The following is a 12,762-nucleotide window of genomic DNA, read 5'->3' on the forward strand; positions in this document are numbered from 1 at the left end:
CGGCGCGTCGCCGGTCCCGCAGGCGGGAGCGGTGTGACACGCCGGGAGCGTCCTGAGTTAGGGGAACGGAAGGGTGGGGTCAGGTGCCCGCGAGGCTCAGAGCTCGAAGGAGAAGCCGAGGTCGTCGGGGTACTCGCCGAGCTCGGTGAGGCCGGTCGCGGCGCGCTGCAGGGCGGCGAGCGTCAGGCCGAGCGTGCCGGGTCCGAAGCTGACCCGGGAGACGCCGAGCTCCGCCAGGCGCTTGAGCGGCACGGCGCCCGGGTGGCCGATGACGGAGATGCGGCCGTGGACCTGTTCGATCGCCTTCGCGACGAGCTCCTCCGTGCCGAGTCCGAGGAAGAAGATCACGTCGGCACCCGCCTCGAGGTAGGCGTTGGCGCGTGCGACGGCCTCGTCCCACGCCTCAGGGTCGCCGGCGAGGGTGTCGACGCGCGCATTGATGACGAGCGGGACACCCGCGTCCTCGGCTCCGGCGCGGGCGGCGGCGACACGGGCCGCTGCCTCCTCGATCGGGAACTGGGGCGCCTTCGCGGCGCCGACGGAGTCCTCGAGGTTGATGCCGACGGCACCGGCCTCGACGATCAGGCGACGGACGTTCTCGCGCACACCGGCGGCGTCGTCGGCGTAGCCCTTCTCGAAGTCGATCGTCACCGGCAGGTCGACGGCGCTCACGATGATCTTCGCGGCGGCGATCGCCTCGTCGACGTCGAGCCCGCCGCCGTCTTCGAGGCCGCGCACGTTGGAGACGGAGTGGCTCGCCGAGGCGAGGGCGGCCACGCCGGGCGCCTCGGAGACGACCTTGGCGGTGATGGCGTCCCACACGTTGGTCACGATGAGCGGGGTGCCCGGCTGGTGGAGGGCGTTGAGGAGGGTGGCTTTCGCCTGCAGATCGGTCATCTCCGCAGTCTGGCAGCGTCCCTCCACCAGCTGTCCGACAAGCGTCCGGAATTCAGCGAACGTTCGGGTTCGATGCGGTCCTGGGATGGCACGAACCGGGCGGAGAGCCGTGTCCCGTCACGGAAGACGGTCCTCCGCCGCACGACATCACGGGGCCGTCGCCGACCGGGCGATCGTGATGCCGTGCGTATCATTGGTCCCCGAAGGAAGGCGTTCCCATGACGAAACCGCCGACGGTCTACGACGTCGCGCACCACGCGGGCGTCTCCATCGCCACCGTCTCGCGGGTCCTCGGTCGTCCGGACGACGTGAAGCCGGCCACCCGCGACAAGGTGCTGGCCTCGGTCTCGGAACTCGGGTACGTCCCGAGTGGTGCCGCCCGTGGGCTCGCAGCCCGGCGCACCGGTGTCATCGGGCTGTTCTTCCAGGGGCTCGACGCCATGGACGACCTCGGCGACATCGCGCTCGAAGGTGACGAGGCCGCTGCCGGGGGAGCCCGCGTCGTCCGCGACATCCCCGAACGGACCGACACGAGGACGCTGAACCTGTACTTCGACGAGGTCCTGCGCGGGTGCGAGCTCGAGTCCTGGCGGAGCGGCTTCGCCCTCCTCGTCGGTGTCGGCCGTGGGTCGACGGCGACGCAGACCGTGCGCGACATGGCGGGGCGCGTCGACGGGCTGATGGTCCTCGCCGGCAGCGCGAGCGAGGAGGAGCTCGCCAGGCTGTCGCGTCACGTCCCGATCGTGGTCATGGCCGGGCCCCGTCGCGGCGACGACCTCGACCACGTCTCGGTGAGCAACACCGAGGGCATGCGGACCCTCACGGCGCACCTCATCGACGACCTCGGTGCCCGCGAGCTCGAGTACGTGTCGGGCAGTCTCGGCTCGCCCGACGACGCGGAACGCTGGAGCGGCTTCCAGGCGGCGCTCGCCGAGCGCTCACTGAGCGTCCCGGAGGCGCCGACGCTGCGCGGCGACTTCACGCGGGAGGGCGGTCGCCGGGTGGGGCGGGAGCTGCTGAACCGGGGTGGCCTGCCGCGAGCGGTCGTCTGCGCCAACGACCAGATGGCGCTCGGGGTCATCGACGCCGCCCGGATCGCCGGGGTGGCGGTTCCGGACGAGCTCATCGTCACGGGCTTCGACGGCATCGACGCCGGCCGCCTCTCGACGCCGAGGCTCACGACCGTGCGCCAGCCGATGGAGACCCTCGGCCGGGTCTCGGTGCAGGCGCTCACCCGCCGACTGGCCGAACCGAAGCTCCCGGCGATGTCCGTCCGCCTGCCGGTCGAGGTCCTCCTCCGGGAGAGCTCCGAGTCGGGCGTCACCGTGTCCCTTCCCTAACTCAGGACGTGAGCGGCGTGTCGCCCGCGGAGCGCGAGTGCGTTGGCGGACACGCCGAGCCCTTCCTGAGTTAGGGAAATACGACACGGGTTGCACAGGGCAATGTATGCGCTTACACTCAACGGGTACAGACTTCAGCAAGGACGGTGGCGATGACGCACACGACGCACGAGCGGACCAAGGTCCGCAGGCGCAGACGACTCGGAGCGGCGGCGATGATCGCCGCGGCGGCCCTGCTCGTCTCCGGCTGCAGCATCCAGATCAAGAGCGAGCCGGATCCCTCGATCCCCGCCGACACGATGCTGCTGGCCTCCGACAAGGGCACCCCGATGCTCGAGCGGAACTTCAACCCCTACCTCGTGAACAAGCGCTCGGCCTCGAGCTACATCTACGAGCCCCTCGTGATCATCAACGTGCTCGACGGCAAGGAGACGCCGTGGCTCGCCGAGAAGGTCGACCTCCCCGACGCGCGCACGATCGACTACACGATCCGCGAGGGTGCGACCTGGTCGGACGGCGAGGCCTTCACGCCTGAGGACGTCAAGTTCACCTTCGACCTCATCAAGCAGTACCCGACGCTCGACCAGAAGGGCGCCTGGCAGCACATCGACACGATCGAGGTGAAGGGCCAGCACGTCATCATGCACCTGCTCGACGACGACGCCCCCGCGGCCGACATCGTCTCGCAGACGCTCATCGTCCCCGAACACATCTGGAAGGACGTCAAGAGCCCCGACACCTGGCGCAACCCGAACCCGGTCGGCACCGGCCCCTACGTCCTCGGCAACTACACCTCCCAGCAGTACACGATGGACAAGAACGAGACGTACTGGCAGGCCGACAAGATCGAGGTCAACCACCTCGTGATCCCCGCGGCCACCGGCGAGCTCGACATCGTGACGAAGGGCTTCGACTGGGCCTACTCGTTCCTGTCGAACGTCGAAGGCACCTGGGGTGCGGCCAACGACCACAACAAGTTCTGGTTCCCGCCGGGCGGCGTGATCGGGCTCGTGCCCAACATGGACGTCGCCCCGTTCGACAACGTCGACGTCCGTCGCGGCATCGCCCTGGCGCTCGATCGCGACAAGATCGCCGACGCGGCAACGGAGGGTTACCTCGGCGCGGCCGGCCAGTCGAGCCTCATGCTCCCGAACCAGGAGGACGAACTCGACCCGACCCTGCCGAACCAGGGCATGATCACTCAGGACACCGCCGGGGCCCTCGAAGCCTTCGCCGCCGCCGGATACACACAGCAGGACGGCAAGCTCGTCGACGCGGCGGGCAAGCAGTTCAGCTTCTCGATCACGACGGCCAACGGCTACGCCGACTGGCTGCGCGCGGTCCAGGAGGTCCGCAAGGAACTCGGTGCCCTCGGCATCGACGTGCAGATCAAGCAGCCGCAGCCCCCGGGCTACCAGCAGGCCATCCAGAGCGGCACCTTCGAGGTCGCGATGGGCGGCATGGGCAACGGCATCATGTTCCAGGGCTTCAACAACAGCTTCAACAGCGAGTTCGCGAAGCCGCTCGGCGAGACGACGTCCAGCAACTTCGGTCGCTACCGCAACCCGCAGATGGACGCGCTGCTCGCCCAGTACAAGGCGACCACCGACGAGGCGACCCGCCTGGGGCTGAGCCACCAGATGCAGCAGATCGTCTACAGCGACTTCCCGGTCATCGGGATGTACTACGGCGGACTCTGGGGCCTCTACAACGACAAGAAGTTCACCGGCTGGCCCGACGCGGACAACCCGTACGCGCCGCTCCAGACCTACGACCAGACCCCGCTCCTCGTGTTCACGCACCTCAAGCTCCGGAAGGACGGTGAGTGACCGTGTACATGGTGCGCAAACTCGGCCTCTTCGTCCTCACCCTGTGGGCGGCCGTCACGCTGAACTTCCTCCTGCCGCGGCTGATGCCGGGTTCCCCGACCGACGCCGCGATCGCGAAGCTCGCGCAGAACGGTCCCGTCTCCGCGGCGACGCGGGCGGCGATCGAGGCGCAGCTCGGTGTCCCCGGTGGCAACCTGTGGGAGCAGTACGTCACGTACCTCCACCAGGTCGTCACCCTCGACTTCGGGGTCTCCTACACCTTCTTCCCACAGTCCGTCGGTGAACTCATCTGGCAGGCGTTCCCGTACACGATCATCCTGCTCGGCATCGTCACGATCGTCGCGTTCATCCTCGGCACGCTCATCGGCGTGCTGGCGGCCTGGCGACGGAACACCTGGCTCGACGCCCTGCCGACCCTGACCGGTACCTTCGCGAGCACGTTCCCGTACTTCTGGACCGCGCTGCTCCTGCTGTTCTTCGCCGGGTACGTCCTCCACTGGTTCCCGACCTCGGGCGCCTTCGGACCGACGGCCTCACCGGCCTTCACCTGGGACTTCATCGTCGACGTCGCGTACCACGCGGTGCTGCCGGCGCTGACGATCCTCGTCACCAGCCTCGGCGGGTGGATCATCGGCATGCGCAACGCGATGATCAACACGCTCGGTGACGACTACGTGACCTTCGCCGAGGCGAACGGGCTCCGCGGTCGCACGGTGGCCGTCAAGTACGCGGCCCGCAACGCGATCCTCCCGAACCTCACCGGCTTCGGGCTCGCGCTCGGCGGTGTGGTCGGTGGCTCGATCCTCGTGGAGCAGGTGTTCGGATACCCCGGTATCGGCTTCCTCCTGTTCAACGCGGTGATCGGTCAGGACTACCCGCTCATGCAGGCGCTCTTCCTGCTCATCACGGTGAGCGTGCTCGTCGCCAACTTCCTCGTCGACATCCTGTACGGCGTACTCGACCCAAGGACCCGCCGATGACCACCACACAGCACGTCAAGACACTGCAGTCCGACGAGGCCGTCCGTCCGCCGAGGAAGTTCGCCTTCATCGGTCGCTCGGCGGCGACGCTCTGGGCCAACTGGAAGTCTCGCCTCGGCCTGATCATCCTCGGCTTCTTCATCCTCGTGGCGATCTTCGCGCCGCTCCTCGCCCCGTACGGTGCCAGCCAGGACGGCTTCCCGCGGAACGCCGACTCGAGCCCCGAGCACTGGTTCGGGACGACGGCGGCGGGCGAGGACGTCCTCAGTCAGCTCATCTACGGCTCGCAGATCAGCGTCACCGTCGGTTTCATCGCCGGCATCCTGTCGACGATCGTCGCGGTCCTGATCGGCCTCAGCTGGGGCTACATCAAGGGCTTCGGCGCCGAGGTCGTGAACTTCATCGTCAACCTGTTCCTCGTGGTGCCGGGTCTGCCGCTCATGATCGTCATCGCCGCGTACCTCCAGAACGGTGGACTGGTGATGATCGTCGCGGTCATCGTCATCACCGGGTGGGCGTGGGGAGCCCGCGTGCTCCGCAGTCAGACGCAGTCGCTCCGTTCGCGGGACTTCGTGACGGCGGCCCGCTTCTCCGGCGACCGCCCGTTCCGCATCGTGTTCAACGAGATCCTCCCGAACATGACCTCGCTCATCGCCGGTGGCTTCTTCGGTGCCGCGACGAGCGCGATCCTGGCCGAGGCGGGCCTCGAGTTCCTCGGACTCGGCGACTCGTCGATCGTCAGCTGGGGAACGATCCTCTACTGGGCGCAGAACTCCAACGCCCTGCTCACCGGTCAGTGGATCCTCCTGTTCGCCCCCGGTCTCTGCATCGCGCTCCTCGCGATGAGCCTCACCCTCATCAACTTCGGTGTCGACGCGATCAGCAACCCGCGCCTCCGTGAAGGGAAGTCCCGATGAACGCCGTCAACCTCCAGGCCGACAGCGCACCGGCTCCGGCCCCCGGCACGGGAGCGCTGCTCGAGGTCCGTGACCTGTCCGTCGTCTACGAGTCCGTCGGTGCCGCACCGGTGCAGGCCGTCGACCACGTGTCATTCTCCGTCGGTGCCGGTGAGTTCATCGGCCTCGTCGGCGAGTCGGGCTCGGGCAAGTCCACACTCGGCTTCGCTGCCACCCGGCTGCAGAAGCCGCCGGCCCGCATCAACGGTGGCCAGATCCTCTTCGGGGGATCCGACATCCGCGAGCTCGGCGAGGAAGCGCTCCGCGAGCAGCGTCAGGGCGGGTTCGCCATGGTGCTGCAGTCGGGCATGAACGCGCTCAACCCGGTCCGCACGATCCGCAACCACTTCGTCGACATCTTCAAGGCCCACGGGCACGTCTCCCGCGACCGCTGGGACGCACGGATGGCGGAGCTCGTCGAGAAGGTCGGGCTCACCCCGCAGGTCCTCGCCCGCTTCCCGGGCGAGCTGTCCGGCGGCATGCGCCAGCGCGTGTCCATCGCGCTCGCCCTCTCGCTCGAACCGCGACTCATGGTGTTCGACGAGCCGACCACCGCGCTCGACGTGCTCGTGCAGCACGCGATCATGGACACGATCACCGAGCTGCAGCAGTCGGAGGGCTTCACCGCCATCCTCATCAGCCACGACCTCGGCGTCGTCCTCGAAGCGACGCAGCGGGTCCTCGTCATGCATGAGGGCCGGATCGTCGAGGACGCCCCGAGTCGCGACATCCTCGAGCGTCCGCAGGATCCGTACACCCGGATGCTGCTCAGCCACTACGCCGACCCGCGTGCCGCGGTCGTCGAACTGCCCGGCTTCCCGTCGCGGGCGAACCGCGGGACGGCTCCCGTCTCCGGCACCACGACGAGCGTCCCGACCGCGACGAGCGCGAGCTCCGAGTCGGGCAAGGCCTCGTCGCGCGCCGGTCGTTCGGCGGAGTCGGCGGTCATCGTGGACGCCGTCTCGAAGATCTACCCGCCGCCGCGCCGTGGAGAGTCCGCGGTCACGGCCGTCGACGACGTGTCGTTCACGCTGGAACCCGGGCAGTCGCTCGCCCTCGTCGGCGCCTCGGGCTCCGGCAAGTCGACGATCGCGAAGCTCATCACGGGCATCGAGAAGCCGACGTCCGGCGCGGTCCGGTTCGGCGACCTCGACGTCGCCCAGCTGAACCGGAAGGGCATCCGGAACCTGCACAAGAACGTGCAGATGATCTTCCAGGACCCGTACGCGGCGCTGAACCCGCTCCACACCGTCGAGTACACGCTCACCCGCCCGGTCGTGAACTTCACGGGGCTGAAGGGCGACGCGGTCCGCAGGCGCGTGCTCGAGCTCCTGGAGACGGTGGGCCTCTCGCCGGTCGAGCAGTTCGCGGCGAAGCTGCCGCACCAGTTGTCGGGTGGACAGCGGCAGCGTGTCGTGATCGCCCGGGCGCTCGCGAGTGACCCGCAGGTGCTCATCGCCGACGAGCCCGTGTCGATGCTCGACGTGTCGCTCCGGGCCGGCGTGCTCGCCCTGCTCGAGGACCTGCGCGAGCAGTGGGGCGTGTCGATGCTCTACATCACGCACGACCTGCTGTCGGCGCGACTCGTGACCGACAACATCATGGTCCTCAACCAGGGTCGCGTCGTCGAGCGCGGCGAGACCGCGCACGTCCTGCAGCACCCGCAGGATCCGTACACGATCCAGCTGCTCGACGCGGTCCCTAACCCGGCGCGCGCCAAGCGCTGAGCCCCTTGGTCCCTGAGCTTGTCGAGGGGCCACACCACTTCCGGTCCCTGAGCTCGTCGAAGGGCCCAACCACGAACACGAAACAGGAGCAACACCCGTGCTGACCTTCCCCGACGGCTTCCTCTGGGGCGCCGCCACCGCCGCCCACCAGATCGAGGGCAACAACATCAACAGCAACTGGTGGGTGCACGAGCACGAAGCCGGGACGAACATCGTCGAGCCCTCGGGCGACGCGATGGACAGCTACCACCGCTACCGCGAGGACATGCAGCTGCTCGCCGACGCGGGGCTCAACACCTACCGCTTCAGCATCGAGTGGGCACGCATCGAGCCCGAACGCGGTGTCGTGTCGCGCGCCGAGGTCGACCACTACCGGCGTATGGTCGACACCGCGCACGAGCTCGGCCTCAACCCGGTCGTCACGCTCATGCACTTCACGGTGCCGCGCTGGTTCGAGCGTGACGGGTTCTGGCGGGCGAAGGACGCCGCCGACCTGTTCGCGCGCTACACCGAGCTGACCCTGCCGATCGTCGGCGAGGGCGTCGAGCACGTCTGCACGATCAACGAGCCGAACATCGCCGCGATGCTCGCCGGTGGTGAGGACGCCGCGAACCTCGTCGCGTACGGGCTCCCCAATCCGGACCTCTTCGTCGCCGACGCGCTGCTCGAATCGCACAAGCGTTCGCGTGAGGTCCTGTCACAGGTCTCGGGACTGAAGTCCGGCTGGACCATCGCCACCCAGGCGTTCCGCTCGAACGGTGAACCCGGTTCGGACGAGATGCTCCGCGAGTACGGCTACCCGCGTGACGACTGGTACCTCGAGCAGTCCGCAGGCGACGACTTCCTCGGTGTCCAGGCGTACACGCGCACGTTCATCGGGCCGAAGGGTCCGCTGCCCGTCGAGGACGGCGTCGAGACGACCCTCACCGGGTGGGAGTTCTACCCGCCGGCTGCCGCCGAGGGTGTGCGGAGCGCGTGGGAGCTGTCTGGTGGCGTGCCGATCATGATCACCGAGAACGGCATCGCGACCTCCGACGACACGCGTCGGATCGACTACACCGACGGTGCGCTGCGCGAGTTGCACGCGTGCATCCAGGACGGCATCCAGCTCGAGGGCTACCTCCACTGGAGTGCCCTCGACAACTACGAGTGGGCGAGTGGATTCCGGCCGACCTTCGGGCTCATCGCCGTCGACCGCGAGACCTTCGTACGGACGCCGAAGCCGAGTCTCGCGTGGCTCGGGAACGTCGCGAAGGCGAACGGCCTGACCGACGAGCGGAGTATCGCTGCTGCCCTGTCCTGTCCCTAACTCAGGAGACGTGCGGCGTGTCGGAGGCCCCCGGGTACCGGAGGGCGGCGACGCGCGGCGAAGTCCTGAGTTAGGGACGGATGGGTCTGGCGAGGAACGCGTTTTCTCCAACTCAGGAGAGGTGCGGCGTGTCGGAGGGCCCCGGGTGCCGGTGGGTGCCGACACGCGGTGAGGTCCTGAGTTAGGGACAGGCGGGACGAACGGAGTGAGCCCCGGGCAGCGGTTGCTGCCCGGGGCTCTTCGGGTGGTGGTCCGGTGCGGTCTGCCTGCATGGGCCGGTGACGCCGGCGACCGATCAGCGGTCGCCGCGAGGGCCGCGACCGGAGCGACCACCTGGGCCGCGTCCGCGGGCCGTGCGCGCGTCCCAGCCGAACGCGCGGGCGATGCTTCCGAGGCTGGCGACGGTGGTCGCGAGGTCCTCGGGCGAGACGGCGTCGGCGACGGTCTGGCGGACTGCGTCGACCTTGGTGCGGAGCGCGTCGTGCGCCTCGCGGCCGGCGTCCGTCAGGGTGATGCCGTCGGCGTCCACGGTGACCCAGCCGCGCGCGGCGAAGTCCATGACGATCTCGGCGGTCGAGCGACGGGGTCCGCGGTGTCCGCGGTGGTGGCCCGGGCCGAACGGTGCACCGCCGGAGCGGTGGTCACGGCCGAAGTCGCGCCCGGCGGGCCTGCCGTGTCCGAAGGCACGGTCGTGGCCGGAGTGGCCGTGCTCGTGATCGCTCGGACGCTCGGCCGCGTCGGTGTCGGTCGCCGTCTCAGCGGTGTGCTCAGGACGGCTGAATCCGCGACCGGGGCCGAACCCGCCGCGGCGACCGGATCCTCCGGGGCCGTGCGGTCCGCGACGGTGCGGGAGTGACGTGTCGATCTCGTCGACGCCCGTCGCGCCGGAGGCGATGAGCTCGAGGGTGCGCCAGCTTCGGCGACCGAGGCCGTCCTCGGCGAGCACATCGTGCATCGAGTGCTTGATCGCGTGGTCGACGGTGCGGAGCCAGAAGCCGAGCGGGCGTTGGGCGGACTGGCTGGTGGACTGCTCTGGGGAAGTCGTTGGGGTGTTCATGAGTGGTCTCCTTATTTGCATGCTCTGTTACATGTAAATGTATAATGACATGTATGTCCGACGATCGTCAAGCGCAGCCCAGCGAACCCACAGCAAGCGACCCGGTGGAGCTGATCGAACAGGCCCTCACTCAGATCCGGCGGGACCAGGCAGGCCGTCGGTTCGGCGGCCGCGGCGGGCGTGGCGGCCCCGGGCATCGTCATCACGATGAGCACGGAGGAGACCACCACCACGAAGCCCACGGCGGCGGGGACGAGCGCGGACGCGGGCGTGGTCCGGGCTTCGGGCCCGGCGTCGGTGGGCCCTGGGCTTCCGGCGGTGGCACCCGGCATCCGCGCGAGCAGGCGATCGCCCAGGCTGCGCGGTTCCGGATGCTGGACGCGCTCGCTCGTGAGGCGGCGTCCGGTGGCATGGGTATCAGCGCGCTCGCCGAGGCGATCGGGGTCGATCAGCCGCGCGCGAGCCGACTCGTGGCCGAGGCGACGAAACGGGGCGAGGTCGCCCGCGCGGTCGACCCGAACGACGGACGACGGAGTGTGGTGCAGCTGAGTGCCGCCGGTCGCGCGGTCCTGCAGGAGGCGCACCGGGGGCGGCGTGAAGCGGTGACCACGGCGCTCGCGGACTTCACGTCCGAGGAGGCGGCGCAGTTCGCCGCCTTCCTCGAGCGTTTCGTCGCCGCGTGGCCACGCCCCGACGTCGCGGACCCGCCCGCCTGAGCCTCGACTCCGTGGTTCACCATTCAGGAGCGTCCCGGCGGGTCGAGCTGGATCGTCTCCGCAGCGGTCGGACGCGCCGACTCGCGCCTGAGTTCTGGACCACCGAGTCGAGCGCGACCTCGCGTTACTGGGGACGCAGGCGCAGTTCCTGCATGCCGCCGTCGACGGCGATCGAGGTGCCGGTCGTCGAGCCGGACCGCGGACTCGCGAGGTAGGCCACGGCGTCCGCGACCTCGGTCGCCGAGACCAGACGGCCGTGCGGCTGCCGTGCTTCGAGGGCTGCGCGTTCGGCGGCCGGGTCGTCGGCGCTGTCGAGCAGACGCCCGACCCACGGGGTGTCGGCCGTGCCGGGGTTGACGCAGTTCACCCGCACGCCCTCGCGCAGGTGGTCGGCGGCCATCGCCCGGGTGAGCGAGAGGACGGCACCCTTCGTCGCGGAGTAGAGCGCGCGTTGCGGGAGTCCGGCGGTCGCCGCGATCGACGCGGTGTTCACGATCGATGCGGCGGGCGACTCGCGCAGGTGGGGGAGCGCTGCCCGGGCGACCCTGGCCATGCCGACGACGTTGATGTCGAAGACACGGTGCCATTCCTCGTCGTCGTTGTCCTCCACGCTGCCCTGCGCGCCGATCCCGGCGTTGTTCACGACGATGTCGAGGCGACCGAACCGGGCGACGACGGCGTCGACGGCCGCTCGCACGGAGGCGTCGTCGGCGACGTTCGTGCGCACCGAGAGTCGGCTCTCGGAATCCCCGTCTGCGGCGGGGTTGAGGTCGAGGATCGCGACCTTCGCGCCGTCCGCAGCCAGGCGGTCGACGATCGCCGCCCCGATGCCGGAGGCTCCGCCGGTCACGACGGCCACGAGTCCGGCGAACACGCCCGTCTCCGAGTCGCTCATCGGCCGGCCTCCATTGCTGCGAGGGCTTCCGCAGGCTTCGCGGCCGGTGCGACCCCGGGAACCGGATCGACGAAGCGCTGCCGCTGTCGGCCCAGCCCCTCGATCTCGATCTCGCACACGTCGCCGGCCGAGAGGTAGGGGAACCGGCCCGACAGGGCGACCCCCTCCGGCGTGCCGGTGAGGACGAGGTCGCCGGGTTCGAGTTGCAGGTACTGGCTGAGGTGCCAGATCACGGTGGCGACGTCGAAGATCAGGTCGGCCGTGGTCGAGTCCTGGCGCGGTTCGCCGTTGACCCAGCTCCGCAGGCGGAGGGCGCCGGCGTCGACCTCGTCCGGCGTCACGAGCCAGGGGCCGGTCGGGTTGAATCCAGGAGCGCTCTTGCCCTTCGACCACTGCCCGCCGCTCACCGCCAGTTGGAAGTCCCGCTCCGAGACGTCGTTCGCGGTGACGAAGCCGGCGATGCGCCCGAGGGCCTCGTCCGGGCTGTCGAGGTACGAGGTGCGTTCGCCGATGACGACGCCCAGCTCGACCTCCCAGTCGGTCTTCGTGCTGCCGCGGGGGATGCGGACGTCGTCGTTCGGGCCGACGACCGTGTTCGGCGTCTTGAGGAACATGATCGGGATCTCGGGTGGCGCGGATCCCGACTCGGCGGCGTGCGCGGCGTAGTTCATCCCGATGCAGACGACGGCGCTCGGCCTCGCGATCGGTGCGCCGATCCGGAGGGATCCCGCGTCGTCGAGCACGGGGAGGGCGCCGGACTCGAGTGCGGCGCGAGCCCGTTCGACACCGCCGCCGGCGAGGAACACCCCGTCCACGTCGGCGGTGATCGATCGGAGGTCGTGGGCGGTGTCGCCCGAATACACGACGGGGATCTCCTCGTCCACGGGGCCGAGTCTGGCGAAGCGCATGCTGATCCTTCCGGTTCCGCCGGGTGTCCGTAGGCGAGGGACCCGGCCTCCTAGCCGATAACGTCTGAACTCTACCCCGAGGATGTCGACGATAGGAGTGGATTCGCGGGTCGATCCCAGCATTGACAGCACAGACATCGGATGTTTA

11 protein-coding genes are annotated in these 12,762 nt (G+C 69.4%); 7 read left to right on the top strand and 4 right to left on the bottom strand.

The window, feature by feature from the left end:
* Window positions 1–96: 96 nt before the first annotated feature.
* The gene (locus ITJ57_RS04145) at window positions 97–897 is read right to left on the bottom strand and encodes an isocitrate lyase/phosphoenolpyruvate mutase family protein (protein ID WP_194668980.1); all 801 of its coding nucleotides are present in this window, start codon (window positions 895–897) and stop codon (window positions 97–99) included.
* Between the two features lie 218 nt (window positions 898–1,115).
* Here ITJ57_RS04145 and ITJ57_RS04150 point away from each other — a divergent pair, with 218 nt between their 5' ends.
* The 6 genes from ITJ57_RS04150 (at window position 1,116) to ITJ57_RS04175 (ending at window position 9,038) form a co-directional block, all read left to right on the top strand.
* The gene (locus ITJ57_RS04150; RefSeq protein ID WP_194668981.1) at window positions 1,116–2,237 is read left to right on the top strand and encodes a LacI family DNA-binding transcriptional regulator; all 1,122 of its coding nucleotides are present in this window, start codon (window positions 1,116–1,118) and stop codon (window positions 2,235–2,237) included.
* A gap of 152 nt (window positions 2,238–2,389) precedes the next feature.
* A complete protein-coding gene (locus ITJ57_RS04155) occupies window positions 2,390–4,066 on the top strand; it encodes an ABC transporter substrate-binding protein (RefSeq protein WP_194668982.1) in 1,677 nt (558 codons plus the stop codon).
* Between the two features lie 8 nt (window positions 4,067–4,074).
* Window positions 4,075–5,046 carry an ABC transporter permease gene (locus ITJ57_RS04160; protein ID WP_056011596.1) on the top strand — a complete coding sequence of 324 codons (972 nt, stop codon included), beginning with the start codon at window positions 4,075–4,077 and terminating at the stop codon, window positions 5,044–5,046.
* Complete coding sequence (locus ITJ57_RS04165) at window positions 5,043–5,963, top strand: ABC transporter permease (protein ID WP_194668983.1); 921 nt, start codon at window positions 5,043–5,045, stop codon at window positions 5,961–5,963. Before ITJ57_RS04160 ends, ITJ57_RS04165 begins: the two co-directional genes overlap by 4 nt.
* Window positions 5,960–7,729, top strand: coding sequence for an ABC transporter ATP-binding protein (locus ITJ57_RS04170; RefSeq protein ID WP_194668984.1), 1,770 nt, complete (start codon window positions 5,960–5,962; stop codon window positions 7,727–7,729). The genes ITJ57_RS04165 and ITJ57_RS04170 overlap by 4 nt, the downstream gene beginning before the upstream one ends.
* 97 nt (window positions 7,730–7,826) lie before the next feature.
* A complete protein-coding gene (locus tag ITJ57_RS04175) occupies window positions 7,827–9,038 on the top strand; it encodes a family 1 glycosylhydrolase (RefSeq protein ID WP_194668985.1) in 1,212 nt (403 codons plus the stop codon).
* 295 nt (window positions 9,039–9,333) lie between these two features.
* Here ITJ57_RS04175 and ITJ57_RS04180 read toward each other — a convergent pair whose 3' ends face one another.
* A complete protein-coding gene (locus ITJ57_RS04180; RefSeq protein WP_194668986.1) occupies window positions 9,334–10,095 on the bottom strand; it encodes a hypothetical protein in 762 nt (253 codons plus the stop codon).
* A 53-nt stretch (window positions 10,096–10,148) separates the two neighbouring features.
* Between ITJ57_RS04180 and ITJ57_RS19280 the strand changes: the two genes are divergently transcribed.
* On the top strand, window positions 10,149–10,811 hold the full coding sequence (locus tag ITJ57_RS19280) for a MarR family winged helix-turn-helix transcriptional regulator (RefSeq protein WP_228506471.1): 663 nt from the start codon (window positions 10,149–10,151) through the stop codon (window positions 10,809–10,811).
* A 124-nt stretch (window positions 10,812–10,935) separates the two neighbouring features.
* On the opposite strand, the gene ITJ57_RS04190 is transcribed toward ITJ57_RS19280, so the two are convergent.
* Both ITJ57_RS04190 and ITJ57_RS04195 read right to left on the bottom strand, forming a co-directional pair.
* Complete coding sequence (locus ITJ57_RS04190) at window positions 10,936–11,706, bottom strand: SDR family NAD(P)-dependent oxidoreductase (protein WP_194668987.1); 771 nt, start codon at window positions 11,704–11,706, stop codon at window positions 10,936–10,938.
* On the bottom strand, window positions 11,703–12,614 hold the full coding sequence (locus ITJ57_RS04195; RefSeq protein WP_194668988.1) for a fumarylacetoacetate hydrolase family protein: 912 nt from the start codon (window positions 12,612–12,614) through the stop codon (window positions 11,703–11,705). The genes ITJ57_RS04190 and ITJ57_RS04195 overlap by 4 nt, the downstream gene beginning before the upstream one ends.
* Window positions 12,615–12,762 lie beyond the last annotated feature (148 nt).

The organism is Plantibacter sp. VKM Ac-2880 (assembly GCF_015351235.1).
In the GTDB taxonomy this organism is placed as follows: Bacteria; Actinomycetota; Actinomycetes; order Actinomycetales; family Microbacteriaceae; genus Plantibacter.

Excerpts from the sequence above, each read along its gene's own strand:
- ITJ57_RS04145 (WP_194668980.1), bottom strand. The coding sequence starts at position 897 with ATGACCGATCTGCAGGCGAAAGCCACCCTCCTCAACGCCCTCCACCAG.
- ITJ57_RS04150 (WP_194668981.1), top strand. The coding sequence starts at position 1,116 with ATGACGAAACCGCCGACGGTCTACGACGTCGCGCACCACGCGGGCGTC.
- ITJ57_RS04155 (WP_194668982.1), top strand. The coding sequence starts at position 2,390 with ATGACGCACACGACGCACGAGCGGACCAAGGTCCGCAGGCGCAGACGA.
- ITJ57_RS04160 (WP_056011596.1), top strand. The coding sequence starts at position 4,075 with ATGGTGCGCAAACTCGGCCTCTTCGTCCTCACCCTGTGGGCGGCCGTC.
- ITJ57_RS04165 (WP_194668983.1), top strand. The coding sequence starts at position 5,043 with ATGACCACCACACAGCACGTCAAGACACTGCAGTCCGACGAGGCCGTC.
- ITJ57_RS04170 (WP_194668984.1), top strand. The coding sequence starts at position 5,960 with ATGAACGCCGTCAACCTCCAGGCCGACAGCGCACCGGCTCCGGCCCCC.
- ITJ57_RS04180 (WP_194668986.1), bottom strand. The coding sequence starts at position 10,095 with ATGAACACCCCAACGACTTCCCCAGAGCAGTCCACCAGCCAGTCCGCC.
- ITJ57_RS19280 (WP_228506471.1), top strand. The coding sequence starts at position 10,149 with ATGTCCGACGATCGTCAAGCGCAGCCCAGCGAACCCACAGCAAGCGAC.
- ITJ57_RS04190 (WP_194668987.1), bottom strand. The coding sequence starts at position 11,706 with ATGAGCGACTCGGAGACGGGCGTGTTCGCCGGACTCGTGGCCGTCGTG.
- ITJ57_RS04195 (WP_194668988.1), bottom strand. The coding sequence starts at position 12,614 with ATGCGCTTCGCCAGACTCGGCCCCGTGGACGAGGAGATCCCCGTCGTG.